Raw genomic sequence first — 26,164 nt, 5'->3', positions numbered from 1 at the left:
CAGAGGGCGGACGAAGGATCAGACGGCGGCGGGGGTGCCCTTCGCCGCGTCGGGCTTTCCCGCGGAGGGCGGCTCGACCGGGCGTGACCTCCTGACCGGTGAGAGGCGGCGCAGCAGCTCCGCCGACATGGCGAGGATGAAGACGAGCCCGACGGCGACCGCCTGCCAGGCGTCGCCGACCCCGAGCAGGTTGAGCCCGTTCTGGATGACCGAGATGACGAGCACGCCGAGCAGCGTGCGCCACATCGAGGCCTTGCCACCGTGGAGGGCGCTGCCCCCCAGCACCACGGCGGCGACCGAGAAGAGCTCCAGCTCACCGCCGACGGTCGGCTGGGCCGACTGCAGGCGGGCGGTGATGGCCGCACCGGCGACGGCCGCGAACACCCCGGCGATGACGAAGGTCGTCACGGTGGTGCGGTCGACCCGCAGCCCGGCCAGCCTGGCCGCCTCACGGTTGCCACCGGTCGACAGCACCCGCAGGCCGAAGGGGCTAACGCTGAGCAGGAAGAGGGAGATCGCGAAGCAGGCCACCATCAGCCAGACGATCCAGGGGACACCCAGCGGACGGCCGACGCCGAATCCCGCGATCGAGGGGGGCAGACCGCCGACGGACTCCGAGTTCGAGGCGATCAGCGTCACGCCGGTGGCCACCACCGAGGTGCCCAGCGTGATCATGAACGGATGGACCTTGAGCCAGATCACCAGGAGACCGTTGAGCAGGCCGAACAGCACACCGGTGACGGCCGCGGCGAGCAGCCCCAGCAGGATGTTCTGGGTCGCGGCCATCACCAGCGCGGCCACCACTCCGTGCAGCGCCACCTGACCGCCGATGGACAGGTCGAAACCGCCTCCGGCGATCACGAACGTCTGGCCGAACGAGACGATCGCGAGGATCGCCATCGAGGTCAGGACGTTGAGGATGTTGCCCCTGCTGAGAAAGGAGTCGGTGGACATCGTCAGCACGACGACGAGAGCGACGAGCAGCACCGGGATGAACGCGTCCTCCAGCGCCGGCCGGGGACGGCCGCGTCGCGCGGCCCGCGTGGCGGATACCGGGTTCCCGGTCACGATTCACGACCTTCCGAGGTTGTGCCCAGGCACGCCGCCATCAGGTCGGCGTGAGGGACGTTTCCTGCCAGTTCCGCGACCAGCCGGCCTCGCCGGAACGCCACGAACCGATCGGTGATGGAACGAAACTCGTCGCCCTCCAGGGCCACGACGACCACACAGCCGCGTTCGTCCGCGAAGCGGCGGAGCTGGTGCATCACGTTCTGCTTGGCGCCGATGTCGATGCCGTGGGTCGGCTCCTCGACGATGAGCACCCGCGCCCCCGCCGCCAGCCAGCGGGCGATGAGGACCTTCTGCTGGTTGCCGCCCGACATCAGGCCCGCCTGGAAGGCCGGGTCGGCCGGACGGACGTCCAGGTCGTCGATGAGCCGCTCGGCCGTGCGGCGGATCTTCCGCCGGTCGAGCATCCCGAACCGGCTGAACCTGCGGATGTCTCCGAGCGCGATGTTGCGCTCCACGCTCAGCATCGGCTGGATGCCGTCCCGTTTGCGCTCCTCGGGCACGAAGCCGACCGCGGCGGCCACCGCCTGCCTGCGGTTGTGCGGACGCAGGAGCCTGCCGGCGATCCGGACACCGCCGCTGTCCGGCCGTGTCGCGCCGGAGAGCATCCGCGCGTACCGCCCGGCACCGGAGCCGAGCAGACCGGTCAGCGTCACGACCTCGCGGTGGCGCAGCGTGATCGCGGTCGGGGCGATGTCCGCGCCGCCCAGCTCGGCCTCGACCAGGAGGTCGCCCGCCTCGTGGGGGGTGCGGTCGGGGGCGTTGGCGAGTTGCTGCCCCGCGACCAGCTCGGCGAGCAGGTGCGGGGTGGCCTGGTCACCGGCGAGCCGGGCGACTGTCCGGCCGTCACGCAGGGCGGTGATCCGGTCGCAGCTTTCGAGGACCTCGTCCAGGTTGTGACTGACGAACAGGATGGCGAGGCCGTCGGCGGCCAGGCCACGGATCAGCGTGGTGATCCTTCGGGCCTGCCGGGCCTCCAGGGCCGCGGTGGGCTCGTCCAGGATCAGCAGCCTGGGCTTCGAGCGCAGCGCGCGGGCCACCTGCAGGAGCTTCTTCTCGGCCAGGTCGAGGGTACCGGCGAGGCGGCCCGGATCGATCGTGAGGCCGAGGGACTCCAGCAGGCGCGCCGCCTCGGCGCGGTCGGCGCGCCGGTCCCGCAGGCCCAGCCCCGCCGGTCCCCTCAGGTTGGGGCGGGAGACCACGACGTTGTCGGCCACCGACAGATCGGGGAAGAGCTGCGTCTCCTGGTGGATGACGGTGATCCCCGCCCGCTCGGCCTGGGCGGGCAGGGTGAAGGAGACGGGGTCGCCCGCGACGGTCAGCGTTCCCTCGTCGGGCGTGATCGCGCCGCACAACACCTTGATCAGGGTTGACTTGCCCGCCCCGTTGGAACCGATCAGGCCGTGGACCTCGCCGGGGGCCAGGTCGAGATCGACCTCGCTCAGCGCGGTGAACGCGCCGAACCTCTTGGTGATCCCGGCCGTGCGCACCGCGGGGACGGCGGATGACGAGGTCATCGCCCACCCCCCGGGCCCGTGGGGTACGGCGAAACCGCCGGGATCGACCGGATCGCCGGGATCGGCGGGATCGACGAGGTCATCGCCCGTGCTCCGTGTGCAGGGCCGTACCGGTCGCCCGGATCAGCGCGGCCCTCAGGGCGCGGCGCACCCGCGGGACTCCCAGTGCCGCGGCGAGCAGGACCACGGTGATCAGGACAGGGTGTCGCATTCAGTTACCTCCAGGGATCGGCGCGGCGGACGCGGATGGCACGGATGGCACGGTGGGTGTGGACGGCGCGGTGGGTGTGGACGGCGCGGCCGGGGAGTGCGCGCCCCGGTGAGGCTCACGGCCGGGGAGGGAGGCCAGGAACGCGGCGACCCTCCCCGCGTACTCGGCGGGGCGCTCCTCCTGCGGGTGGTGCGCCGTCCCGGGTACGACCTCCAGCCGGGCGTCGGCGAGCAGCCCCAGAAGGTGCCGCGCGTAGCCCAGACCGGCGAAGGCGTCGTGTTCCCCCCACAGCAGCAGGACGGGCGAGGTCACCCGCGCCAGGTCGGGGCCCAGGTCCTCGGCGGCGCCTCGGGCCTCGGTCGCGGTGCCGAGGGCGAGCGCGCCGGGATCGACGCTGTTGCGGTAGCGCTCGGCCACCGTCTCCTCCGGAATCCCCGCTGGATCGTTCCACTCGTAGCGGGCGATGAGGCGGCGCATCTTCGCGTGGGTCGGGCCCTCACCGCCGTAGTAGTCCTCGCGGAGCCGAGGGCCTCGCGCGTCCCCGGCCTCCGGGGCCGGACGGGCCGTCGGCCGGCTGCCGGTGATCACCAGGCCGCCGACCGACCCGGGACTGTCCGCGGCCAGGCGCAGCGCCACCCCGCCGCCGAGCGACTGGCAGACGAAGTCGGCGCGCGCCAGGCCGAGGGTGTCGAGCAGCCCGCGTACGTGGGCGGCGTGGAAACCGAACAGGGGTCCCTCGATCGGCGGCTTGTCCGAGTCGCCGTACTGCGGAAGGTCGACGAGGACCAGCCTGCGGCCGGGGGCGAGCGCGTCCACGACCGGGGCGAAGTCGGTCCACGACGAGCAGCCCGGACCGCCTCCGTGCAGGAACACCGTCGGCGTGCCGGTCCCGGTCGAGCGCACGTGCAGGTCGAGCCCGCGAACCCGGTGGCGCCGGTGTTCCCACACCAGCGCGGGGGCGGCGGGCGAGGGGGGCGGCGGTTCGGCGGCCGGCGCTGAATCTTCTTCGGACATGGCGAAACTCCGTAGCGAGTGGACTCGAACCGGCTCGTTGACCCGGAGGAGGGACACCCGGCCGGGACCGTACGGTTCCGAACCAGGCGTCTGCCGACAGAAACACAGGTAAGCGGTGTGCGTACTATGTACACTACTTTGCACTCCGGTCAATGACATTCTTCTTTTCCGCCATGTCCGAAACGCAATGTTTACCTGCCGTGTGTGCCGGAGGCCCGGCACGGAGTGATCAGAGATCGAGCACGAGACGGTCGGAGAACGAGCGCGAGACGCAGGGCATCATCGTGGCGCCCGTGACCCGCTCCTGGTCGGTGAGCAGCGAGTCGCGGTGGTCGGGCTCACCCTCGATGACCTTGGTCTCACAGCTGCCGCAGATGCCCTCGCGGCAGGCGCTCGCCACCCAGACCCCCGCCGCCTCCAGCGCGTCGATGACGGGCTGGTCCCGCGGCACCGTCACCCGGACGTCCGACTGGCGGCACTCCACCTCGAACTCCCGCTCCTCGCCGGCGTCGACCTCCGCACGCGGCGCGGCGGCGAAGCGCTCGACGTGCAGGCTGCCCTCGGGCCAGGCCGCGCAGGCCTCCTCGACCGCCGCCAGCAGCCCCTCGGGTCCACAGCAGTACACGGCGGTGGCCGCGTCCGGCGTGCCGAGCAGCGCGTCGAGGTCCATCCGGCCCAGCTCGTCCTCGGGGAGCAGCGTGACGGCGTCCCCGTAGGCGGCCAGCTCCGCCTGGAACGCCATCGACGCGCGCCGCCGCCCGCCGTAGGCCAGCCGCCACGGCACGCCGGCGGCCTCGACGGCGGCGATCATGGGGAGCAGGGGGGTGATGCCGATCCCCCCGGCGATGAACAGGTAGCGTTCCGCGGCCACCAGCGGGAAGCGGTTGCGGGGCCCACGCGCCGTGACCAGATGGCCGGGGCGCAACATCTCGTGCACGTGGGCGGACCCGCCACGGCTGCCCGGATCACGCAGCACCGCGATCCGGTACCTCCGGGAGTCGCCGGGCGTTCCGCAGAGCGAGTAGTGCCGAGGCAGGCCGCCGAGCTCCAGTTCCAGGTGGGCGCCCTGCTCCCAGTCCGGCAGCGGGCCACCGCCCGGGTCTTCGAGGATCACCGAGAGCACTCCCTCCGACTCCAGGGTCATCGTCCGCACCAGCAGGTGCATCACGGTCCCGCTCTCGTCCATCGACCGTCTCCCATCGTGTCCCCAGCGGCGTTCGGGCGTGCTCGTACTATGTACGGTGCTAAGCACGAGGTCAAGAGAGAGTCGGCATTGACAATGGTCAGCGCATCGTACAAAGTACGAGACATTGTCCACGAGAGTCGCCACCGTCCCGCGAGGACATCGTCAGCCGACACCTGACCCCGGAGGCCAGATTGACCACGCGCAGCAACCCGGCGGAATCCACCGGTGCCCGGCCTGAGCGGCAGCCTCCCGGCCAGGACTGGTCATCCTGGCCGATCTACGACAGCGCCTCCCTCGGGTTCCGCGACCACTGGTACCCGGTCCTCTGGGAGGAGCAGGTCGGCCGCAAGCCGGTCCCCGTCACGCTCCTCGGCGAGCGGATCGCGCTCGTCCGGCAGGACGACAGGATCCACGCCCTGCACGACCGCTGTCCGCACCGCGGCGTTCCGCTGTCACTCGGCCGCCGGCAGTTTCCCGGCACGATCAGCTGCCCGTACCACGGCTGGACCTACGACCTCACCGACGGCAAACTCTGCGGGGTCCTCACCGACGGCCCCGACTCCCCCATCCGCGGACGCGTCTCGGTGCGCACCTACCCCGTCGAGCAGCGCTTCGGCCTCATCTGGGTGTACGTCGGCGACGGAGAGCCGCACCCTCTCGACGACGACCTGCCCGAGGAGCTGCGCGACAACACCTTCGTCCTCGGCGGCCGCACCGAGATACGCAAGGGCAACTGGCGTTTCGCCGCCGAGAACGGCTTCGACGAGGGACACGCGAAATACCTGCACAACACGGCGCTGTGGCGGCTGTTCAAGGTGATGCCCGCCTGGAACAAGACCAAGGTCGTCAACCGCGACAAGTGGATCGTCCGGGTGCAGGAGGAGGTGCACTGGGAGGCCGAGATGCCCGGCCTCGGCCTGTGGACCAACAAGCGCTGGTGGAAGCGGATGCCGCTGCCCGACGCGCCCGGCAAGGCGAAGAACGTCAACCCGGTCATCGCGTCGCTGGACCTGCCGGGCTTCGTCTCGATCAGGCTGCCCGGCATCCTGCGTGTCGCCTACCCGAACTTCATCCACTACGAGTGGTACGTGCCCGTCGACGAGGACCACGTGCGGTACGTGCAGCTCATGGCGCGCTTCGAGACCGGGCTGAAGGCTCAGGCGTTCAAGCTCAAGTATCTGGCGGCGGTCCGCTGGCTGTTCCACGGCCAGTTCACCGCCCAGGACGCCTGGATGGTCGACGTGATGGACGCGCCCCCCGAGAAGCTCTACCGGCCGGACCTGTCGATCACCGCCTGGCGCCGCCTGGTCGAGCGGAGTTCCCCGAAGGTCCAGCCGACGGAGGCGCTGGACAACAAACGGTGATGCCCGCGGCTCTCGATCGGGCAGGTCGTGCGCGGTAGTGTGCCGCGTACCGAGGGAACGACGGAGGGGCAATGATCGCACGAGGGGGTGTGCGCGGACGGGAGACCGGCCGCGCGCTGACCCGCCAGCGGATCGTCGACGCCGCGGTCCGCATCGGTGACATCGAAAGCCTCGACACGCTGACCATACGGCGGCTCGCCACCGAACTCGGCGTCGGCACCATGACGTTGTACAGCTACTTCCGCAGCAAGGACGAGATCCTCGACGCGATGGCGGACGACGTCCTCGGCCGCATCCGGCTCCCGCAGGTCGATCCGGGCGATCCCGAGACCCTGCTGGTCGCCTGCGGCATGGCCTTCCGCGACATGATGCGGACCCATCCGTGCGTGGTGCGCCTGCTGTCGACGCGGGTCAACACGAGCCACGCCTCACTCGCGGGGTCGATGGAGGGGGTGCTCGCCCTGCTGCGCGCCGCGGGGCTGTCCGAGCGGCTCACCGTCCAGGCGTACGGGTTGCTGATCACGTATGCGCTCGGCTTCTCCAGTTACCAGGCTCCCAGGGTGTGGGGGCACGCGGGCGGGGAGGACGGAGAGGACGTCGAGGAGCTACGCCGCCGGCGCCGCCACTTCTACGCGGGCCTGCCCGCCGACCGCTTTCCCACCATGGTCGAACTGTCGGGAGAGCTGACGACGCTGCCGTCGGACGACCAGTTCACCCGCGGCCTGCGTCTCCTGGCCCGCTCTCTCGTCGCCGAGATGTCGTCCACCGCGTGATCGCGGGGTTCGCCCGGCCGGGTCCTGGCCCAGCGGGTCCCGGACCAGCGGGTTCCACTCGCTCCGGGTCCCGGTCCGGCGGGTCGCGGCCGGGTCCGGCGGATTCCGATCCCGGACGGGCGTCCGCTTCCGGACGCCCGTCTCCCGGCGCCTACTTCCGTGAGTCGCTCAGCACCCTGAACGTGATGCCCGCACGCCCGAGCCTGTCGATCAGCGCGTCGCCCATCGCCACGGCGGTGGTGACCTGGCCCGACACGTCGGGCAGGTCGTCGGTCGCCAGGCAGAGCGCCGACTCGCCGAGCATCTTGGCGGTCTCGCCGTAGCCGGGGTCGCCGCCCGCGACCTCGGTGACGACGCGCGCCCCACCTCCCTGGCCGAGGAAGGTGACCTTGAACCAGCTCCTGGCCCGTTGCTCGACGCCGGGACCGTCGCCGGGGGCGAAGCCGCGCAGCAGCAGGGACCGCGCCGGGGGTATCTGGGCGAGCAGGGCGAGTGCGCCCACCCCGGCGACGATGCCCAGCGCGACGGGCAGTCGCCTGACCGCGAAGTGGTGGCGGTAGGTGAAGTCGGGGCCGTAGCACTCCAGCGCGCGGGCCGAGCGGGCGACGACCTGCGGGTCGAGCGTGGGCAGCGGCAGGGCCCAGCCTCCGACGTAGCGGAGCGACCCGGGCCCGCCGTGCGCCTTCCTGCCCCCGGAGACCGCCACGTCTCCGGCCGGGGACGCGGGCGCGAGACCGCTCGCGTGACCGGCCGCGCTCTCGGTCTCGAAGCCCGCCGTGGCTTCGGCTCCGGTCCCGGTCGCGGAGCCGGTCCCGGTCTCGGCCGCGGTCGCTGTGCCGGGCGCGGAACCGGTCGCGGTCGCGGGACGCGCCCAGGGGCGCTCTTCGAGTTCGCGCCGGAGGCGCGCGGCCTCGGCCGACTGACGGAGGCGGGAGATCGCCATCACGGCGGAGTGCACGGTGCCACCCGACGGGGCGCCGGAGGCCCGGACGAACCCGCTGACCTCCAGCGGCACCCCCTGGGGCAGGTGCTTGACGGTGAAGTAGGCGCCGAGGTCGTGCGGGATCGAGTCGAAACCGCACGAGTGCACGAGCTTGGCCCCGGTCCGCCTGGCCCGCTCGTGGTGGCGGATGAACATGCGGTCGACGAACTCGGGCTCGCCGGTGATGTCGGCGTAGTGGGTGCCCGCGTCGGCGCAGGCGGCCACGAGCGGCTCGCCGTAGGAGACGAAGGGACCCACGGTGGTCGCGACGACCCTCGCCTGCCGGGCGATCTCGACCAGGGAGGCGGGATCGGTCGCGTCGGCGTGGAGCAGTGGCAGCTCGGGCAGGCCGATCCGCTCCCTGACCGCTTCGAGCCTGGCGCGGTTGCGCCCGGCCAGGGCCCAGCGGAGGGAGGGCCCGGCGTGGCGCGCGAGGTAGTCCGCGGTGAGCGCCCCGGTGAACCCGGTGGCGCCGAACAGCACGATGTCGTACGGGCGGTCGTGAGGCATGCGCCGAGAATCCTCCCTGCCCGGGCCGGGCGCAAGGCGGACGGCCGGGTGTCGCGTGATCACCCCGGGACGGAGGTGGCGGCGAGCCGGGGGAGCACGTTCTCGCCGAACCAGTACGACTCCTCCAGGTGGGGGTAGCCGGACAGGACGAACTCCTCGATGCCGAGCGAGGCGTACTCCTCGATCCGCTCGGCGACCTGGGAGTGGCTGCCGACCAGCGCTGTCCCGGCGCCGCCCCTGACGAGACCGACCCCGGCCCAGAGGTTCGGGTGGATCTCCAGGTCGCGGGCGGTGCCACCGGCGAAGCCCTCATGCAGCTCCAGCATGCGCTTCTGGCCGACCGACTCGCTGTGGCTCAGCAGTTTCCTGGCCGAGACGATGTCGGCCGGGTCGATGGCGGCCAGCAGCCGCTCCGCCTCCGCCCAGGCGTCGCGCTCGGTGTCGCGGGTGATCACGTGCAACCGGATGCCGAAGCGGAGCTCGCGCCCCTGCTCCTCGGCCAGCTCGCGGACCCACTCGATCTTCCTCGCCACCTGCTCCGGGGGCTCGCCCCAGGTGAGGTAGACGTCCACGTGCCTGGCCGCGACCGGTCCCGCCGCCTGCGAGGAGCCGCCGAAGTAGATCTCCGGGACGGGGTCGGGCGTCTCGGACACCATCGCGCCGTCGACGCGGTAGTGCCTGCCCTCGAAGTCGTACGGGGTGCCGCTCCAGGCGCCGCGCACGATCGAGAGGAACTCGTCGGTGCGCTCGTAGCGTTCGTCCTTGGACAGGTGGTCGCCGAACCTGGCCTGCTCGACGGTCTCCCCGCCGGTCACCACGTTGAGCAGGAGCCTGCCGCGCGAGAGCCGCTGGTAGGTGGCGGCCATCTGCGCGGCCAGCGTCGGGGACATGAGGCCCGGCCGGAACGCGACGAGAAACTTCAGCCGTTCGGTCTCGCGGGTCAGCGCGGCGGTGACCAGCCAGGCGTCCTCGCACCAGGTGCCGGTCGGGGTGAGGACGGCCTCGAAGCCGAGCTGCTCGGCCGAGCGGGCGACCTGCGCCAGATACTCGATGTCCGGCGGGCGGAACGCCGCCGCCTCGGAGCGGCCGTGCCCCCTGGCGAGGCCGTGACCGCCCCCGGTGAGGACCCGGCTGTCACCGGCGGTGGGCAGGAACCAGTGGAACTTCATCGGGTGCCTCCGGGCCTCGAAAGGGACGTCGCGAGGGGCGTCACGAGGAACGTCACGAGGGGTTCTCCAGGGTGGCGTCGAAGCGGGTGTCGACGACGTCGGCGAACGTGACGGGTACCGGGATGAGCTTGGCCTCGCTGAAGGCGTCGGCCACCAGCTGCTCGCGCTCGACGACGTCCCCGGCGAGCTTGAGGTCCTTGAACGAGCTGCGCTTGATCGCCGTGCCGACGATCCCCGGGTCCAGCCCGGTGAGCTCGGAGTAGACCTTGACCCACTCGTCCTGGTGGTCGTTGGCCCACTGGTGCGCCTTGCGGATCCTCGTCACCCAGTCGCCCAGCGCCGCCGTGCGGGCCGGGTCGGCGAGGGTGTCCTTGCCGGTGATCTGGAACTCGAAGCCGTTGGCGTAGCCCTCGCCGTCGACCAGGATGCGCGCCTTGGTCTGGGCCTCGGCCTGGGCGGTGTAGGGGTCCCAGATGGCCCAGGCGTCGATCTTGCCGGAGGAGAGCGCGGCGAGGGCGTCCGGCGGCTGGAGGTACTGGGGCTGGATGTCCTCGAAGCCCAGTCCCTCCTTCTTCAGCACGGCCAGCAGGTGGAAGTTCGCGGAGCTGCCCTTGGCCACGGCGACGCGCTTGCCGCGCAGGTCGGCCGGGGTCTTGATGGGCGAGTCGGCCGGGACGACGACGGCCTGGCCGCCGACCCCCTTCTCCGCGACCGCGACGATGGCGATCTTCGCTCCGGCCGCCGCGGCGAAGACCGGCGGGGCGTTGCCCACCGCGCCGAAGTCCAGGGAACCGGCGTTGATGGCCTCCAGGATCGGCGGCCCCGAGGTGAACTGGGACCAGGCCACCTCGTACTTGACGTCGTCGAGCTGGCCGGCCGCGGTCAGCAGCGCCTGCAGGCCCGTGCCCTTCTGGTCGCCGATGCGCAGCGTCACCTGGGACAGGTCGACCGAGCCGTCGGCGCGGACGCTTTGTTCCTCCCCCGCCCCGCAGGCGGCGGTGACGGTGAGGAGCAGCGCCGCGGCGATCAGGGCGGTGACACGACGTTTCATGTGGTTCCTTCCGGGGTGACGCCCAGCCGGTTGAGCAGGGTGGAGCGCAGTGCGACGAGATCGGGGTGGTCACGGTGACGGGGCCGGGGCAGCTCGACCCTGGACTCGTGGGCGATGGCGCCCTCGTCGAGCACCAGGACGCGGTCGGCCAGCAGCAGGGCCTCGTCCACGTCGTGGGTGACGAGCAGGATGCCGGGGCGGTGCCTCGCCCACAGGTCGAGCACGAGCCGGTGGATGGTGATGCGGGTCAGCGCGTCCAGGGCACTGAACGGCTCGTCGAGCAGGAGCAGGCCGGGCTCGCGGACCAGCGCCCTGGCCAGGGAGGCCCGCTGGGCCTCGCCGCCCGACAGGGTGAGCGGCCAGGCGTCGCGCAGACCGCCGAGGCCGACCTCCTCCAGCGCGGCCAGCGCGGCGGCGCGCGGGTCGGGGGCGCGCAGGCCGAGGGCGACGTTGGCCAGGACCCGTTTCCACGGCACGAGCCGGGGTTCCTGGAAGGCCACGGCGACGGTGTCGCCGACCTCGACCTCGCCCTCGGCGCCGGGGTCGAGGTCGGCGAGCACCCGCAGGAGGGTGGACTTGCCCGAGCCGCTCCGGCCGAGCAGTGCGACGAACTCGCCCCGGCCGATCTCCAGGTCGACCCCGTCGAGGACCCGCCGCTCCCCGAAGGCCCGGGTGAGCCCCCGCACGGCCGCCACCGGAGCCGCCGTACGGGGCCGGGCCTTCGAGGACAGGGGCTCCAGGGACGGGGGCTCCGAGGACCGGGCCTCCGAGGACGGGGTCTCCGTGGCGGGCGAGGTCTCCCCGGAGGGCCGGGTCCTCGTGGCGGATCGAGCCTCGACCCGGCCGGGGACCTCGCCCCGGCCGGTGGTCTCCGTCCGTCCGGTGGTCTCCGTACGGCCAGGGGTCCCCGTCCGGTCGGGGACCTCGGTACGGTCAGGAGTCTCGGTACGGTCAGGGGCCTCCGTACGGGACGAGGTCAGCGTGACAGGAAATTCTGCCGCCATGACAGGGCCCTCCTCTCCAGCAGGCGCACCACCGCGTCCGTCAGCAGGCCGAGGATCGCGTAGACGATCAGACCGACGACGACCACGTCGGTGCGCAGGAACTCCCGGGCGTTGTTGATCATGTATCCCAGTCCGGCGTCCGCGTTGATCTGCTCGGCCACGATCAGCGCCAGCCAGGCCACGCCCAGGCTCTGCCGCAGGCCCACGAGGGTCTGGGCCAGCGCGCCCGGCAGGACGATCTGGGTGACCGTCTCCGTGCGGCTCAGCCGCAGCACCCGGGCCACCTCGGCGAGCCTGCCGTCGACGCCGCGGATCCCGGAGAAGGTGTTGAGATAGAGCGGGAAGAGCACGCCGAGGGCGACCAGGGCCACCTTGGGGGTCTCCCCGATGCCGAACCAGAGGATGAACAGCGGGATCAGCCCGAACAGCGGGAGCGCCCGCAGCATCTGCAGCGGCGGGTCGACGGCGTTCTCGCCCACGCGGCTGAGCCCCGCGACCAGGGCCAGGCCGATCCCGGCGACCGCGCCCAGGGTGAAGCCGATCACGGCCCGCTGGAGCGAGACGGCGATCGCCTCGGGCAGGACGCCCTCCTGGACGAGCCCGGCGGCGGTGGTGAGGATCTTCAGGGGCGAGGCGAGGAGCCGTTCCGGCAGGAGTCCGGTGGCGCTGGCGATCTGCCAGACGACGACGATGACCAGGGGGCTGGCGAGACGCTGCCAGGCGGCGGAGGAGGACAGGGGGGCACGTGACCGCGGTGGCACGGCCCGCTGTCGCATCCCCGCGTCGACGGCGGGAGCGGACACGGAAGACCTCATTCACGGCGGGAGGGCTGGGTTCCCGTTCATCGTCCGGCAAATAACCCACAAAGTCAATCGGAAATACATGATTTAGCCGACAACGCGTTGCGGACCCCCGGTTGGTAGGTTTTCCGTAAAGGACGAACGCACACGCAAGCGAGGAGCTGGCACGGTGGAGGTCGAGCAGACGGCACTGCCCGGTATAGGACTGCGGCACGAGTTCACGACGCGGTCGGGCAGGCGCATCGGGATCGTCTCTCACCGCACCGGACGCCGCGACCTGGTGATATACGACCCCGACGATCCCGACCGCGCGTGCGAGACCATCAAGATGAACGACGAGGAGGCCGACGCGCTCGCCGAGCTGCTCGGCGCCCCGCGCATCGTGCAGCGCCTCAACGACCTGCACCGCGAGGTCGAGGGCCTGGTCAGCCTGCAGCTGCCGATCCTGCCCGGCTCCCCGTACGCCGGTCGCCCGATGGGTGACGCGCGCGTCCGCACCCGCACCGGCGCCTCGATCGTGGCCGTGGTCCGCGACGGGCAGGTGTTCGCCAGCCCCGCCCCCGACTTCGGACTGGTCGAGGGTGACGTGGTGGTCGTGGTGGGCAGCCCGGAGAGCACATCCGCCGTCTCCGACATCCTTTCCGGCGGGTAGGGCACCGGGTGCACACTGCGATCCTCTTCCTTGAGCTCGGTGCTGTCCTTCTTGGGCTCGGCATACTTGGAGCACTCGCCCTGAAGGTGGGCATATCGCCCATCCCCCTCTACCTCATCGCCGGCCTGGCCTTCGGCACCGGCGGCATCCTGCCCCTCGCCACCAGCGAGGAGTTCATCTCGGTCGGCGCCGAGCTCGGCGTCATCCTGCTGTTGCTCACCCTCGGCCTGGAGTACAACGCCGACGAGCTCGTGACGAGTCTCAAGAGCAACGCGCGGGCGGGCGTCGTCGACCTGGTGCTCAACGCCGCGCCGGGCGCGATCGCCGCGCTGCTGCTGGGCTGGGGTCCGGTGGCCGCCATCGCGATGGCCGGCGTCACGTACGCGACCTCCTCGGGCATCACCGCGAAGGTCCTGTCCGACCTGGGGTGGATCGGTAACCGCGAGACGCCGGTGGTGCTGTCGCTGCTGGTCTTCGAGGACCTCACGATGGCGATCTACCTGCCGGTCCTCACCGCGGTGCTCGCCGGGCTGAGCTTCGCCGGCGGCGCGGTCACCGTGGCGATCGCGCTCGCCGCGGTCAGCGTCGTGCTGCTGGTCGCGCTCCGCTACGGCAAGGCCATCGAGGCGTTCGTCTCCAGCCCCAACTCCGAGGTGCTGCTGCTGAAGGTCATCGGGCTCGCGCTGCTGGTCGCCGGGGTGGCCCAGCAGCTACAGGTCTCGGCCGCGGTCGGCGCCTTCCTCGTCGGCATCGCGCTCTCGGGCGAGCTGGCCGAGGACGCGCAGGCACTGCTCACCCCGATCCGCGACCTGTTCGCCGCGGTGTTCTTCGTCTTCTTCGGCCTGCAGACCGACCCGACCAAGATCCTGCCGGTCGCCGGGCTGGCCGCGCTGCTCGCCCTGATCAGCATGATCACAAAGCTGCTCACCGGCGCCTACGCCGCCCGCCGGGCGGGCATCGCCAAGGCCGGGCAGGCGCGGGCCGGCATCGCGCTCATCCCCCGGGGCGAGTTCAACATCGTGATCGCCGGGCTCGCGGTGGCCGCCGGGGCCCATCCCGACCTGGGCCCGCTCGCCGCGGCGTACGTTCTCATCCTCGCCGCGTTCGGCCCGCTGGCCGCGCGGCTCGTCCAGCCCTTCATCACCGCCATCGCCAAGCGCGCCTGAGATCGCGCCCGGCCCGCCCTCCCGGGCGGGCCGGGCGCGATCCGTCAAGGGCCGGCCATCCGTCCCGGAGGACGGACAGGACGTTGCCCGCCGGGTCCTTGAACCACGCGATGGGGAACCCCCCGCATGACGCCCCTGTCGTCCTGCGGGAGGCCGTCGTACCGCTCGAAGACCACCCCGCGCCCGGCCGGCCCGCCGACGGCGGCGTCGATGTCGTCCGCCGGACAGGTCATCGCCGCGCGGCGGCGAGGTACTCCTGGCTGAGCTCGATGATCTGGAGGTAGTTGCCGTCCGGGTCGACCAGCGTGCCGAACAGCCCCGCCTCCCGGCGCTCGACCTCGACCAGCCAGGTCACCCCCAGGCCGTCGAGGTGCGCGGCCGTGGCGCGGGCGTCCTCCACGTGGAAGTTGAAGATCACCCGTCCGGGCTCGGCGGTCGCGGGGGCGACGTCGTCGCGGGCCTCGAAGAGCACCCGGACACCGCCGAAGTCGATGAAGCCGTCGCCGAAGTGCTCGGGCTCCAGCGCGGCGAGATACCAGGCGTGCAGCCTGGCCGGGTCGGCGCTGCCGAACAGGATGCTGCCGAGGGCAGAGGTTTTCACGGCACTGTCCTTTCCCGCCCCCGAGGGGAACGGTTCTTCCGGGCCTTTCCGATCCTGTTTCCCTGGCGGGCTGTCCTCCGGCCGGGGACTCCTTCCGGTGGCGGATCGGGAGCGCCCCCCTGTGGGGCGCCTCACCGGGGACGTCGGAGCCCGCGACACGTTCTCGACGTCCCTCACCGGATTCCCGGAGAAAACTTCCGGCACCCGGCGGTGACCGCCGGGTGCCGGAAGGGGTGTGGGTGACGCGGGCTCAACGCGTGACGGCGCCTCCTTCCCATTCCGCGGCGAGCAGCTCGTAGGAGCGGACCCGGTCGGCGTGGTCGTGGGTGATGGTGGTGACGAGCAGCTCGTCGGCGCCGGTGACGTCGCGCAGCACGCGCAGCCTCTCCGCGACGGTCCGCGGGGAGCCGACGAACTGGGTGGCGAGCCGGTCGGCGACCAGCGCGCGGTCCTCCTCGGTCCACTCGTGGGCCGCCGCCTCGGCCGGGGTGGGGAACGGGATCGCCCCGGCGCCGGTGCGGATGCTGCGGACCCAGAGCCCGTACGGGGAGGCGAGCTCTCTGGCCGTCTCGTCGTCCTCCGCCACGACGACGTCGGCCGAGACGACCAGGTAGGGCTCGGCGAGGACCTCCGAGGGCTTGAACGCCTCCCGGTACGCCTCCGCGGCGTCCAGCACGCCGGACGGGCTGACGTGGTAGTTCGCCGCGAACGGCAGTCCCCGCTCCCCCGCCACCTGCGCGCTCTGCCCGCCGCTGCTGCCCAGGATCCACAGCCGCAGATCCGCGCCCTCGCCCGGGGTGGCGTGCGCGGCCACCCCCTCGGGGGAGCGGTAGGTCCCGGCCAGCAGGGCCGCGATCTCGTCGACCTGGTCGGCGAAGTCGGGGCTCTCCGCGCCCGGCTGCTGCAGCAGCACGCCGTACAGGGAGAACAGCGGCGACTTCGCGAGCGCGGCGAAGGAGAAGGCCTCGGGGATGAGCAGCCCGTCCACGACCCTGGCGGGCTTCGGCGGGGGCGGGGCCTTTTTGGCCAGTTCCGCGAACTCGGCCTTGCGCTGGCCGGAGCGGCCCAGACCGAGGTCGACGCGGCCCGGGTGGAGCGCGTCGACGAGGCCGAACTGCTCGACCACGGACAGCGCGGTCTGGTGGCCGAGCTGGACGGCTCCCGAGCCGACCCTGATCGTGCTGGTCGCGGCGGCCACCAGGGCGATGAGCACGGCCGGGGCGGCGCTGGCGACGCCGGGCGCGAGGTGGTGCTCGGCCACCCAGTAGCGCCGGTAGCCGAACTCCTCGGCCCGCCGGGCCAGGTCGAGGGTGTTGCGCAGCGCGTCGCCCGGCGTGCCGCCGGAGGGGACGGGGGCGAGGTCGAGGATCGACAGGGAGGTCACGGCCGTCCCCCGTCCCGCGCGTCGCCGTGCCACGGGCTCTCGTGCCGGGCGCCGTCCGGGCCCGGGCCCGGGGCCGGGGCCGGGGCCGGACTCGCGCTCGGAGCCGGGGCCGGGGCCGGACTCGGGGACGAGGCCGGGGTCCCGGGCTCGGAGTCCTCGTGGCGGGGGAACGGCCTGCTGGGGATCTCCGCGCGCAGCACGGGGGCGATGTCGCTCTGGAAGAGTTCCAGGGCCGTCCGGTGCTGCTTGTCGGTGAGGCCGTCCGCGTCGGCGTGCAGGTGCATGACCTCGTGCCCGAGCCGCTCGTGGTAGCTGTGGACCTTGTCGATGATCTGCTGCGGGCTGCCGACCAGGATCGAGCTGCGTTCGATCGCGTCCTCCAGCGTGTGGAAGACCGGTTCCACGCCGGCCTTCCTGAACAGCTCCAGCCGGGCGTTGAAGATCGGCCGGTAGGTCTCGATCGCGTCCTGGGAGTTCTTCGTCGCGTAGTAGCCCGCGGTGCCCGCGCCCACCAGGGCGTCGGCGGGGTCGTGGCCGTGGAACTCCCAGCGTTCCCGGTAGTGGCGGACCAGTTCCTCGTACGGCTCGACCGGGTTGCTGACGTTGGCGGAGAAGAGCGGGTCGCCGTACAGGGCGGCGAGCTCCACCGACTCCTTGCTGGTGGCGCTGCCGTGCCAGACGCGGATGGGCCGCTGCAGCGGGCGCGGCCAGGTCTCCGCGTCGGTCAGGGGCGGCCGGAACCTCCCCGACCAGGTCACCCTGTCCTCCCGCCACAGGCGGCGGAACAGCTCGTAGCCCTCCCGGTTGCGCTCCCACTGGTCCTCGCCGGTCACGTGGAACAGCTGGGCCTGCGCGGCGCCGTTGCCCTTGCCGATGATGAGTTCCAGGCGTCCGCCGGAGAGGTGGTCGAGGGTGGCGTAGTCCTCGTAGGCGCGTACGGGGTCCAGCAGGCTCAGCGTGGTGACCGCGGTGAACAGCCTGATCGCCGACGTCCTGGCCGCGATGTGGCTGAGCACGACCGGCGGGGAAGAGGAGATGAACGGGCGCTCGTGCCGCTCCCCGACGCCGAAGCCGTCGAAGCCGAGCTCCTCGGCGAGCACGGCGTTCTCGACGACCTCGCGCAGGCGCGCGTTGGTCGACTTGAGCTCGCCGGTGATGGGGTCGGGGCCATGGACGATCAGGGTGATGGCCAGAAATCTCATCGTTCGTTCTCCAGGCCCAGGTGTCCGCGCAGCGTGGTGGTCTCGTAGTCGGCGCGGAAGACCCCACGCTCCTGCAGCAGCGGTACGACCCTGTCGACGAAGTCGTCCAGGCCGCCGGGGGTGAGGTGCGGCACCAGGATGAAGCCGTCGGAGGCGTCGCCCTGCACGAACTCGTTGATCTCCTCGGCGACGCGCGAGGGCGAGCCGATGAAGGACTGCCTGCCGGTCACCTCGATGATCAGGTCGCGGATGCCGAGCTTCTTGGACTCGGCCAGGGCCCGCCACTCCGCCGCCGTCCTGAGCGGGTCGCGGGACATCCGGGTCCGGCCCTTGACGATCGAGTCGTCCGAGACGTCCGGGTCGATCTCGGGCAGCGGGCCCTCGGGGTCGTAGGCCGACAGGTCGCGGTTCCACAGCTGCTCCAGCAGCAGGATCGCGGTCTGCGGGCTGACCTGCTGGCGGCGGATGTGGTCGGCGTTCTCCTGGGCCTCGGCGTCGGTGTCGCCGAGCGCGAACGTGGCGCCGGGCAGGATCTTCAGGGAGTCGGGCGACCGGCCGTGCGCGGCCAGCCTCGACTTGACGTCGCGGTAGAAGGCCTGCCCGTCCTGGAGCCTGCTGTGCCGGGAGAAGACGGCGTCGGCGGTGGCCGCCGCGAAGGCCCTGCCACCCTCGGAGTCTCCCGCCTGGATGGTGAGCGGGCGCCCCTGCGGGCTGCGCGGCACGGTGAAGTGGCCGCCGATGTCGAAGTGGGTGCCCCGGTGGGCGAACTCCCCCGCCTCCCGCCTGGCGAACGTGCCCGCCGACGGGTCCGCGACGAGGTCCTCGGCGGCCCAGGAGTCCCAGAGCTCGTTGACGGTCCGCACGAACTCCTCGGCCCGCTCGTAGCGCCGCGCGTACTCCAGGAAGCCGCCCCTGCGGAAGTTCTCCCCGGTGAACGCGTCGGAGGAGGTGACGACGTTCCACCCGGCCCGGCCGCCGGACAGGTGGTCGAGGGTGGCGAGCCTGCGGGCGAGCTCGTACGGCTCGTTGAAGGTGGCGTTGATCGTCCCGGCCAGGCCCAGGCGGTCGGTGACCGCGGCGAGGCCGGAGAGCACGGTGAGCGAGTCGGGGCGGCCGACCACGTCGAGGTCGTGGATCCTGCCGCGCTGCTCGCGCAGCCGCTGCCCGTCCGCGAGGAAGAAGAAGTCGAACCTACCGCGCTCGGCGGTCCGCGCCAGGTGGGTGAACGAGGCGAAGTCGATCTGGCTGCCCGAGGCGGGATCGCTCCAGACCGTGTGGTTGTTCACGCCCGGGAAGTGGGCGGCGAGGATGACCTGCTTCATCGTCGGCTCCCTGCGTATCGGCTGGCGGGTCGGGGCAGGCGGAGGTGGCCGCGGAGCGTGTCGGCCTCGTACGCGCGGCGGAAGGCGTCGCGCGCCTGGAGCTCGGGCACCAGGCCGCGGGTGATCGCGTTCAGGTCGGCCGGCAGCACGGCGGGCCTGAGCCTGAAGCCCTCCAGCCCGGCGGCGCGCCACTCCAGGAGCAGGTCGGCGAGCTCGCCGGGCGTGCCCGTGAAGATCGCGGCGTCGGAGGTGTACGCGGCACCGTCGAGCTCGTCGAGTCTGGCCCTGCGCTCGCGGGCCTCGTCCCCGTCCTCTCCCAGGAAGACGACGAGGTCCGCGAAGATCTTCAGCTCTCCGGCGTCCGGGGCGCGCACCTCGCGCTCGATCTCGCGTACCTCCGCCACGACGGCCCGCGCCCGCTCGGTGTCGTGCGGCGTGACGTAGACGACGTCGGCGCCGCGGGCGGCGAACTCGTACGGCAGGCGGGCGTGTGCCAGCGCGGTGACCAGCGGCTGCCCCTGGGGCGGCCGCGGCACGATGGACGGCCCCTTGACGGTGAAGCGCTCGCCCTCGAAGTCGACGTAGTGGAGCTTGTCGCGGTCGACGAACCGGCCGGTGGCCACGTCGCGGATGACCGCGTCGTCCTCCCAGCTGTCCCAGAGGCGCCGCACCGCCTCCACGGCGTCGGCGGCGTCGCCGAACAGCTCCCGCACCAGGGGGGACCTGTCGATGTCGCCGAGGTCCTCGGGCCTCAGCTCGGGAACCTCCCTGCGGCCGAAGTGGGCGGCCTCGGTGTGGCGCCCGGAGATCTGGGCGCGCCATCCGGCCCGCCCGGAACTGACGTAGTCGAGGGTGGCGATGGAGCTCGCGACGTGGAAGGGCTCGGTGTGCGTGGTGGTGGCCGTGGGCACCAGCCCGATCCTGCCCGTGAGCGGGGCGATCCTGGAGGCCACGAGGACGGCGTCGAGACGCCCGCGCACCTGGTCGGTACGGCCGTCGTGGCCGTCCAGGAGCGTGGTCTGCAGGGCGAGGGAGTCCTCGATGGTGACGAAGTCGAGGAGGCCGTGCTCGGCCTCGGCCACCAGGGCGGCCCAGTAGGCGGCGGTGAACAGGGCTTTCGGGGAGGCGGCGGGGTCACGCCAGGCCGCGGGATGCCATCCGGCGCCGTCGAGAGCGACGGCGAGATGCAAGGGAACTGCCGACATGTAACGACGATAACACTAAAACCCTTAATCTCTACATGTTTAGTCGGTTATATCGCCGGAGCCCGCCCGTCGAGCCCCTCGCCTCCGGAACACCCCCGGGAAGGGCGTCCTCCTGACGTCGGCGCCGGGATCTGATAGGCATTCGTCCCGTGATGCGTTTTCTGGTAGTCCCCGCGATGCTCATCCCTCTTGTCGCAGCCACGGCTCCGGCTTCGGCTGCGGCCCCCGGCAAGCCACACGTCCCGGCGGGGGTGACCGCCGGGTACGTGGTCTTCGACCGGCAGGCCGCGAAGGTGACCGAGTACCGCAACGCGCACCGGAGGTTCCGGTCGGCGTCGGTGGTGAAGATCCTCATCGCGATCGACTACCTGGAGTCGCACAGGAGCGTTCCCGCGCGGGACCTGGCGCTGCTCAAGGTCATGCTGCGGGTGAGCGACGACGGCGCGGCGACGTCCTTCTGGACCCGGGGCGGCCAGGGAAGGATCGTCCAGCGGATGGCCCGCAGGCTGCGGCTCACCGACACCGCTCCCCCACCGGCCGACAAGCCGGGCTTCTGGGGCTACACCTCGCTCAGCGCGATGGACGTCGTCACGACCTACCGCTATCTGCTCGACCGGGCCGACCCCAGGGTCCGCGACCTGATCCTGGGCCACCTGCGCAGGTCGGGACAGTGCGGCTCCGACGGCTTCGACCAGCACTTCGGCATCCCCCGCGCGGTGCGCGGGCCGTGGGCGGTCAAGCAGGGCTGGTCGGGGTACGGTTCCACGCCCCCGGTCCGCTGCCGTCCCACGACCTCCCCGGCCACCTCCTCCGCGCCCGCCACCCGGCCCACGACCTTCGCCGCATCCGCATCCGTGCCCACCGCCCTGTCCGCGACCCTCGCGGCGTCCACATCCGCGCCCGTTTCCGCGGCTCGGCCCGCGTCCGGCGGCGAGATCCCGCTCAGCGCCCAGGTCGCGCCCGCCGCGCGGGTCGTCCCCGTCCAGGCCGGGCCGGTGCCCGACCTGGGGCGCCCGGTCCTGCACACCACCGGGCTCGTCGGCCCCAAGGAACGCTGGATCGTGGTCCTGCTGACCGCCCACCCCGCGGGGGCCACCTGGCAGCGCTCCACCGCCCAGACGACGAAACTGGCCCGGGAGGTCCACCTCAGCGGAACCTCCTGATCACCGGCTCCCCGAGGCGGGCGGCCGCTCTCCGAGATGGGCGGCCGCGAGCCTCTTGGGCGCGACCATCCGCCAGGCCTCCTCGACGAGCTCCCGCGTCTCGGCCTCGTCGATCGCCGCGAGCCACACCCGCACCCAGTTGTAACGCTCGTCGGAGGGCCGGGGCATGTGGAACCTCTCCGGCTCGGCCGCGACCAGCGCGGCCCGCTCCTCCTTGGGGAAGGCGAAGCCCATCGAGGTCTCGTCCGGCGAGATCGCGACGTAGACGATCCGGCCCACCCGGAACGTCACCCGGTCCCTGACGATCCTCTCCTCGGTCCTGGGCAGCGCCAGGGCGACGCGGCGCACGTCGTCGGCCGTGGTCATCGCGCCGACCCGTCGAGGGAGGCGATGACGCGGCGCAGGGTGTGCTGCAGGCCGAGGACCTCGGCGGGGGCGAGACCGGCCGCCTCGAAGATCTGGGCGGGGACGTCACACGCCCGCTCCCCCAGCTGGATCCCCTTGGACGTGAGCCGCACCAGCACGGAGCGCTCGTCGTCGGCGCTGCGCTCGCGGCGCACCAGGCTCGCCGCCTCCAGCCGCTTCAGCAGCGGCGACAGGGTGCCCGAGTCGAGCCGCAGCCTCACGCCGAGCTCCTTGACCGTCACCGGCTCGCGCTCCCAGAGCACCATCATGACCAGATACTGGGGATAGGTCAGCCCGAGATCGGCCAGCACCCTGCGATAGACGGCGTCCAGCGCGCGGGACGCCGCGTGCACGTCGAAGCAGACCAGGTTCTCGACGGAGATCTTCACATCGCGATTGTACCGAACTTGACTGTTATCAACTAAATTGCACACAATTGAGTTGTCCACAATCGAGAAGAGGATCCCGATGAGTACGCTCTACACCGCCATCGCCACCGCCAACGGCAGGGAAGGACGGGCGGTCTCGTCCGACAAGCGCCTCGACGTGAGGCTCGCACCGCCCGAGGAGATGGGCGGCTCCGGCGAGGGCACCAATCCCGAGCAGCTGTTCGCGGCCGGATACGCCGCCTGCTTCGCCAGCGCGCTCCAGCTGGTCGGCCGCAAGCAGAAGGCCGACGTCTCCGAGGCCTCGGTGACCGCCGAGGTGAGCCTCTCCCCCGCGGGCAAGGGCTTCGCGCTCGCCGTGACGCTGCGCGTCGAGCTCCCCGACGAGCTGCACGGGGAGGCCGGCACCGCCCTCGTGGAGGCCGCCCACCAGGTCTGCCCCTACTCCAACGCCACCCGGGGAAACATCCCGGTCAACCTCGTGATCGAGTAGCCGGGCTCTCGGGGACCGGGGTCAGGGAAGGGGCCTGCGACCGGCGAAGCCGAGCTCGTCCCGGTGGTACCACACCAGCTCGCGGTCCCCTTCGAGCCAGCACAGCCGCACGCGCACCCCGTCGAGCACCGAGGGGAAGTCGACCAGCAGGGGCGCGACGCCCTTGACCTCGATGCCCCGCTCCTCGAACCAGCCGAGGATCTCCTCCAGCCTGGCCTCGTAGGCCTTCGCCTCCGCCAGCCCTCCGGCCGGGGAGGTCCCGGTGCTGCGGAGCTCGTAGGCGAGCTCGGCCAGCTCACCCCGCATCGCCACGAACGCGGCGGCCCGCTCCAGCAGCACGGGCATGAGCGCCCGCGCCTCCTCGACGGTGAAGATCCTGTCCACCCCTGCACGCTAGCGCGTCCCCACCCGGAACGTGACGAGGCACCGGGAGCACCAGGAGATACGGAAATAGTGTCAGCAAATGCTGACAGCAATGAGTTTGTCAGCTTATGCTGACAGCATGGGATCGCTGAGCGAGTTCACCGAGGCCGTCGACGGCGAGGATCCGGTGGTGGCGCTGGCGGCCGTGGCGGCACTGCGCAGGCTGCTGGAGGAGCTTGAGGCCGCGCACGTCATCGAGGCCAGGAACCGGGGTTCGTCCTGGGAGGTCATCGCCGCGGCGCTCGGAGTCAGGCGGCAGACGGCGCACCGCAAGCACGCACACCGAATCACCGAGGGCGGGAGCTGACGATGTTCGCGAGATTCACCCCCGAAGCCCGGCGGACCACGGTCCGCGCCGGACTGCTGTCGCTCGACCACGGCCGCACCGCACTCGACGAGGACATGTTCCTGCTCGCCCTGGCCGAGTCATGGCCGGTGGCGGATCTCGCGGTCACCCCGGAGGCCGTCGGCGCGGAGATCCGGAACCGCGAGGCCGCGAAGGGCCGGGCGGGCGACCGGGCGCTGCTCGCCGCCATCGGCATCGACCTGGACGAGATCAGGCGGCGCCTCCCGGCCCGGCGGGACGACCCCCTGGCGTGGCGGCTGACGCGCTCCCGACTCCGCCCGCTGAACGTCACGCTCAGCGGCCCGGCCGGAGACCTGCCCCTCACCGCGAGGGCGAGGAAGGTCGTCGAGGTCGCCGTCAGCACCGGCGACCACTTCGGGGTGACCGGGCAGGACCTGCTCAAGGGCCTGCTGGCCGACGGCTCGAATGCCTCGGTCTCCATCCTGCGCCGCCTCGGCGTCGACCTCCGCGGTCTCGCCGCGAGCATCGGCTTCCTGCACCGGTCGGCCTGAGCGCTCCCGGACGCCCAGGGCCGAACAGTGCCGGTCCGGGCCCGACCCCGGGCAGGCTCGGCCCGGACGCTCCGGACAGGCCGGGGTCACGGCTCAGGTTCCGTGCGGCGGGGCCGTGGAGCGGCGGACGATCAGCTCGATGGGACCGTCGAGAACCTCCTCGACGCTCTCCTCCGGCTTGAGGCTGCCGAGCAGGGCCACCCCTCTCCTGCCAAGCTCCGCCAGAGGCATCCGGACCGTGGTGAGCGGCGGTGCCAGGTAGCTGGCGAGGTCCAAGTCGTGCACGGCGACCATGGAGATCTGGCGGGGGATCTCCAGACCCGCCGCCCGTACGGCTTCCATGGCGCCGATGGCGGAGGCGACGTTGGCCACGAAGACCGCGGTGGGAGGGTCGGGGGCGGCGAGCAGTTCGGCCATCGCCGCGGCACCGCCGGCGGGAGTGTAGTCGGCGGCGACGACCTGCCCCTCCGGCAGGCCCGCGGCACGCATCGCCATGGAGTATCCCGCCCGGCGCCGCAACGCCGTGTCGGCGCCGTCGGGCCCGGCTAGATGGGCGACACGACGATGGCCGAGCCCCACCAGATGCTCGACCGCGAGCCTGGCCGCCCGCTCGTCGTCCAGGATCACGTAGCGCTTGACCGAGGGGCTCCTGCGGTTGAGCATGATCCATGGAACCGTCGCCCGATCCAGCTGCTCGATCAGGCCGGACTCGCCCTCGGCGCCCGCCAGCAGCAAGCCGTCGATCCTGCCCTGCCCGAGCAGATCCATGTAGCCGCCGAGCCCCGCCCCCGCGGCGCTGCCGGTGACGAGCACGTAGCTCAGCGCCGCCGCGGCGGCCTCGGCCCCCTTGATGATCTCCGCGTAGACGGGGTTGGCGAAGTCGGGGATGAACAGGCCGAACATGTGGGCGCGGGCCGTGCGCAGGCTCCGGGCCGCCACGTTCGGCCGGTATCCCAGCGCGGTGACCGCGGCGAGGACACGCTCCCTGGTCTCCGGCCGGATGTTGAGCGACGGGTCGTTGTTCACCACCCGCGAGACCACCGCGCGGTCGACCCTCGCCGCCGCCGCGACGTGGGCCAGGGTCACCCGGACGGGTTTCCCTCCGCCCCCAGTACCGGGTTTCACACCGCCGTCCGTCCCGGACCTCACCGTGCCTCCCCCACCGGCTCCGGCCCGGCCCGCAGGCGTCTGCTCTCCCCGGTCTCCATGGAGCGGTAGAGGGCGTCGAGCAAGGCGAGGGTGCCGAGGTTGTCGGCACCGGCCGTCTCCGGCTCACCACCTTCCGCGATCGCGGCGAGCAGCGACCCCATGGGCCCGGCGACCGCGTCCGGCAGCCAGCGAGTTGTCACCGGGTACGGCAGCCAGCCGTCGGTCGGTACCGTGCGGCTGTTGACCAGCAGCGTGTCGGGACGGCCGTGCGGGTAGTCGTAGAGGAGCCCGAGGGTGCCCTTGATCGCCCCCTCGGTGCCGTCGATTCTGAACGCGGCCTCGTGGTCGCCGGTCCGGTTCTCGTGCGTCACGTGGACCAGTGCCCGCACGTCACCGGGGTAGACCAGAGTGCTCATCGTGCGGGTCTCCCCCTTGGGGAGCTGACCCGCCGTACGGCTGCCGGTGCAGAACACGGTCACCGGGTCGCCGAGGAAGGAACGGATGGCGTCCAGGTAGTGGATCGAGTGATAGACGATCTCCAGGCGGTCCGTGGAGACGAGCCACTCCCAGCCGCTCCAGTCGGTGGCTATGTTCACGGTGAACGTCATCGTGGTCGGCTCGCCGATCCATCCGGCCCTGACCATGGCCCGCGCGGCGGCGATTCCCTCGTCGAAGCGGAGTTGCTGGTTGACCGCGATCTTCAACCCGCGCGCGGCGGCCAGGTCGACGAGTTGCCTTCCGGTGGCGACGTCGGGAGCGAAGGGCTTCTGGCAGAGCACGTGTCTGCCGCTCTCCAGGACCGCCCGCGCGATGCCGGGCTGCGCCCCGGGTGCGACGGCGATGTCCACCACCGCGATCCGCTCGTCGGAGAGCAACTCCCCCAGGGAGCCGTACACCGTCGCGACGCCGTGCCGGGCGGCCACCTCACGGGCCCGTTCCCCGTCGAGGTCGTACAGGCCGGTCACCTCCAGACCGGCGGCGCGGTAGGCGGGCAGGTGGGCGACGTCGACGATGGCGCCCGCCCCGACGACCGCGATCGGGAGCCGGTGTCCCGCGGGGATGGTCAGGTCGGCGGCGGCCGCGATCGGGGTGAGCAGGTCCAGCAC

Annotated in this window: 28 protein-coding genes; 8 read left to right on the top strand and 20 right to left on the bottom strand. The window is 72.1% G+C overall.

The window, feature by feature from the left end; translation table 11 throughout:
• Positions 1-18: 18 nt before the first annotated feature.
• The 5 genes from ACFFRH_RS18035 to ACFFRH_RS18015 all read right to left on the bottom strand — a co-directional run bounded on the left by ACFFRH_RS18035 (position 19) and on the right by ACFFRH_RS18015 (position 4,996).
• Complete coding sequence (locus tag ACFFRH_RS18035; RefSeq protein ID WP_344744830.1) at positions 19-1,068, bottom strand: ABC transporter permease; 1,050 nt, start codon at positions 1,066-1,068, stop codon at positions 19-21.
• Positions 1,065-2,585, bottom strand: a complete 1,521-nt coding sequence (locus ACFFRH_RS18030; protein WP_344744829.1) for a sugar ABC transporter ATP-binding protein — start codon at positions 2,583-2,585, stop codon at positions 1,065-1,067. The genes ACFFRH_RS18035 and ACFFRH_RS18030 overlap by 4 nt, the downstream gene beginning before the upstream one ends.
• Positions 2,586-2,664: 79 nt before the next feature.
• Positions 2,665-2,796: a hypothetical protein gene (locus ACFFRH_RS18025; protein WP_344744828.1), complete on the bottom strand. Its 132-nt coding sequence runs from the start codon at positions 2,794-2,796 to the stop codon at positions 2,665-2,667.
• Positions 2,797-3,810: an alpha/beta fold hydrolase gene (locus ACFFRH_RS18020; protein ID WP_386157876.1), complete on the bottom strand. Its 1,014-nt coding sequence runs from the start codon at positions 3,808-3,810 to the stop codon at positions 2,797-2,799.
• Positions 3,811-4,039: 229 nt separating this feature from the next.
• The gene (locus tag ACFFRH_RS18015) at positions 4,040-4,996 is read right to left on the bottom strand and encodes a PDR/VanB family oxidoreductase (protein WP_344744825.1); all 957 of its coding nucleotides are present in this window, start codon (positions 4,994-4,996) and stop codon (positions 4,040-4,042) included.
• A gap of 191 nt (positions 4,997-5,187) precedes the next feature.
• Here ACFFRH_RS18015 and ACFFRH_RS18010 point away from each other — a divergent pair, with 191 nt between their 5' ends.
• Entirely contained in the window at positions 5,188-6,360 is a 1,173-nt protein-coding gene (locus ACFFRH_RS18010; RefSeq protein ID WP_344744824.1) for a Rieske 2Fe-2S domain-containing protein, read from the top strand.
• A 71-nt stretch (positions 6,361-6,431) separates the two neighbouring features.
• Positions 6,432-7,133 carry a TetR/AcrR family transcriptional regulator gene (locus tag ACFFRH_RS18005; protein ID WP_344744823.1) on the top strand — a complete coding sequence of 234 codons (702 nt, stop codon included), beginning with the start codon at positions 6,432-6,434 and terminating at the stop codon, positions 7,131-7,133.
• Between the two features lie 151 nt (positions 7,134-7,284).
• Here the strand turns inward: ACFFRH_RS18005 and ACFFRH_RS18000 are convergent, their stop codons facing one another.
• The 5 genes from ACFFRH_RS18000 to ACFFRH_RS17980 form a co-directional block, all read right to left on the bottom strand.
• Positions 7,285-8,625 (bottom strand): saccharopine dehydrogenase family protein, encoded by a 1,341-nt coding sequence (locus ACFFRH_RS18000; RefSeq protein WP_344744822.1) that lies wholly within the window; start codon positions 8,623-8,625, stop codon positions 7,285-7,287.
• Positions 8,626-8,684: 59 nt separating this feature from the next.
• On the bottom strand, positions 8,685-9,794 hold the full coding sequence (locus tag ACFFRH_RS17995) for an LLM class flavin-dependent oxidoreductase (protein ID WP_344744820.1): 1,110 nt from the start codon (positions 9,792-9,794) through the stop codon (positions 8,685-8,687).
• A 52-nt stretch (positions 9,795-9,846) separates the two neighbouring features.
• Positions 9,847-10,845, bottom strand: coding sequence for an ABC transporter substrate-binding protein (locus ACFFRH_RS17990; protein ID WP_344744819.1), 999 nt, complete (start codon positions 10,843-10,845; stop codon positions 9,847-9,849).
• Complete coding sequence (locus ACFFRH_RS17985; RefSeq protein ID WP_344744846.1) at positions 10,842-11,576, bottom strand: ABC transporter ATP-binding protein; 735 nt, start codon at positions 11,574-11,576, stop codon at positions 10,842-10,844. The genes ACFFRH_RS17990 and ACFFRH_RS17985 overlap by 4 nt, the downstream gene beginning before the upstream one ends.
• A 245-nt stretch (positions 11,577-11,821) precedes the next feature.
• On the bottom strand, positions 11,822-12,652 hold the full coding sequence (locus ACFFRH_RS17980) for an ABC transporter permease (RefSeq protein WP_344744817.1): 831 nt from the start codon (positions 12,650-12,652) through the stop codon (positions 11,822-11,824).
• Between the two features lie 166 nt (positions 12,653-12,818).
• Between ACFFRH_RS17980 and ACFFRH_RS17975 the strand changes: the two genes are divergently transcribed.
• Both ACFFRH_RS17975 and ACFFRH_RS17970 read left to right on the top strand, forming a co-directional pair.
• Positions 12,819-13,301, top strand: a complete 483-nt coding sequence (locus tag ACFFRH_RS17975) for a cation:proton antiporter regulatory subunit (RefSeq protein WP_344744815.1) — start codon at positions 12,819-12,821, stop codon at positions 13,299-13,301.
• An 86-nt stretch (positions 13,302-13,387) separates the two neighbouring features.
• Positions 13,388-14,467, top strand: a complete 1,080-nt coding sequence (locus ACFFRH_RS17970) for a cation:proton antiporter (protein WP_386157868.1) — start codon at positions 13,388-13,390, stop codon at positions 14,465-14,467.
• A gap of 229 nt (positions 14,468-14,696) precedes the next feature.
• On the opposite strand, the gene ACFFRH_RS17965 is transcribed toward ACFFRH_RS17970, so the two are convergent.
• From ACFFRH_RS17965 to ACFFRH_RS17945, 5 genes are all read right to left on the bottom strand, one after another.
• Positions 14,697-15,068, bottom strand: a complete 372-nt coding sequence (locus tag ACFFRH_RS17965) for a VOC family protein (protein WP_386157865.1) — start codon at positions 15,066-15,068, stop codon at positions 14,697-14,699.
• A gap of 250 nt (positions 15,069-15,318) precedes the next feature.
• Complete coding sequence (locus ACFFRH_RS17960) at positions 15,319-16,452, bottom strand: MsnO8 family LLM class oxidoreductase (protein WP_386157862.1); 1,134 nt, start codon at positions 16,450-16,452, stop codon at positions 15,319-15,321.
• On the bottom strand, positions 16,449-17,654 hold the full coding sequence (locus ACFFRH_RS17955; protein WP_386157859.1) for an LLM class flavin-dependent oxidoreductase: 1,206 nt from the start codon (positions 17,652-17,654) through the stop codon (positions 16,449-16,451). Before ACFFRH_RS17955 ends, ACFFRH_RS17960 begins: the two co-directional genes overlap by 4 nt.
• On the bottom strand, positions 17,651-18,976 hold the full coding sequence (locus ACFFRH_RS17950) for an NtaA/DmoA family FMN-dependent monooxygenase (protein ID WP_386157856.1): 1,326 nt from the start codon (positions 18,974-18,976) through the stop codon (positions 17,651-17,653). Before ACFFRH_RS17950 ends, ACFFRH_RS17955 begins: the two co-directional genes overlap by 4 nt.
• Positions 18,973-20,181, bottom strand: a complete 1,209-nt coding sequence (locus ACFFRH_RS17945) for an LLM class flavin-dependent oxidoreductase (protein ID WP_386157853.1) — start codon at positions 20,179-20,181, stop codon at positions 18,973-18,975. Before ACFFRH_RS17945 ends, ACFFRH_RS17950 begins: the two co-directional genes overlap by 4 nt.
• 152 nt (positions 20,182-20,333) lie before the next feature.
• On the opposite strand from ACFFRH_RS17945, the gene ACFFRH_RS17940 reads away from it, so the two are divergent.
• A complete protein-coding gene (locus tag ACFFRH_RS17940) occupies positions 20,334-21,344 on the top strand; it encodes a serine hydrolase (protein WP_386157850.1) in 1,011 nt (336 codons plus the stop codon).
• Here the strand turns inward: ACFFRH_RS17940 and ACFFRH_RS17935 are convergent, their stop codons facing one another.
• On the bottom strand, positions 21,345-21,710 hold the full coding sequence (locus ACFFRH_RS17935; protein ID WP_344744807.1) for an MmcQ/YjbR family DNA-binding protein: 366 nt from the start codon (positions 21,708-21,710) through the stop codon (positions 21,345-21,347).
• Positions 21,707-22,138 carry a MarR family winged helix-turn-helix transcriptional regulator gene (locus tag ACFFRH_RS17930; protein WP_344744805.1) on the bottom strand — a complete coding sequence of 144 codons (432 nt, stop codon included), beginning with the start codon at positions 22,136-22,138 and terminating at the stop codon, positions 21,707-21,709. Before ACFFRH_RS17930 ends, ACFFRH_RS17935 begins: the two co-directional genes overlap by 4 nt.
• Positions 22,139-22,217: 79 nt before the next feature.
• Between ACFFRH_RS17930 and ACFFRH_RS17925 the strand changes: the two genes are divergently transcribed.
• Positions 22,218-22,628 (top strand): organic hydroperoxide resistance protein, encoded by a 411-nt coding sequence (locus tag ACFFRH_RS17925; protein ID WP_344744804.1) that lies wholly within the window; start codon positions 22,218-22,220, stop codon positions 22,626-22,628.
• A gap of 21 nt (positions 22,629-22,649) precedes the next feature.
• Here the strand turns inward: ACFFRH_RS17925 and ACFFRH_RS17920 are convergent, their stop codons facing one another.
• Positions 22,650-23,012 (bottom strand): DUF2203 domain-containing protein, encoded by a 363-nt coding sequence (locus tag ACFFRH_RS17920; protein ID WP_344744803.1) that lies wholly within the window; start codon positions 23,010-23,012, stop codon positions 22,650-22,652.
• A 118-nt stretch (positions 23,013-23,130) separates the two neighbouring features.
• Here ACFFRH_RS17920 and ACFFRH_RS17915 point away from each other — a divergent pair, with 118 nt between their 5' ends.
• Both ACFFRH_RS17915 and ACFFRH_RS17910 read left to right on the top strand, forming a co-directional pair.
• Positions 23,131-23,358, top strand: coding sequence for a helix-turn-helix domain-containing protein (locus ACFFRH_RS17915; RefSeq protein WP_344744801.1), 228 nt, complete (start codon positions 23,131-23,133; stop codon positions 23,356-23,358).
• Between the two features lie 2 nt (positions 23,359-23,360).
• On the top strand, positions 23,361-23,909 hold the full coding sequence (locus ACFFRH_RS17910; RefSeq protein ID WP_386157844.1) for a hypothetical protein: 549 nt from the start codon (positions 23,361-23,363) through the stop codon (positions 23,907-23,909).
• Positions 23,910-24,002: 93 nt separating this feature from the next.
• On the opposite strand, the gene ACFFRH_RS17905 is transcribed toward ACFFRH_RS17910, so the two are convergent.
• Complete coding sequence (locus ACFFRH_RS17905) at positions 24,003-24,995, bottom strand: LacI family DNA-binding transcriptional regulator (protein WP_386157841.1); 993 nt, start codon at positions 24,993-24,995, stop codon at positions 24,003-24,005.
• Positions 24,996-25,054: 59 nt separating this feature from the next.
• Positions 25,055-26,164, bottom strand: coding sequence for a Gfo/Idh/MocA family protein (locus ACFFRH_RS17900; protein ID WP_386157838.1), 1,110 nt, complete (start codon positions 26,162-26,164; stop codon positions 25,055-25,057).

The sequence above is a fragment of the Streptosporangium vulgare genome (assembly GCF_042428775.1).
GTDB lineage: Bacteria > Actinomycetota > Actinomycetes > Streptosporangiales > Streptosporangiaceae > Streptosporangium > Streptosporangium vulgare.
Note: the sequence above shows the minus strand (reverse complement) of the source record. Positions and strands in the feature narration are given on the sequence as shown.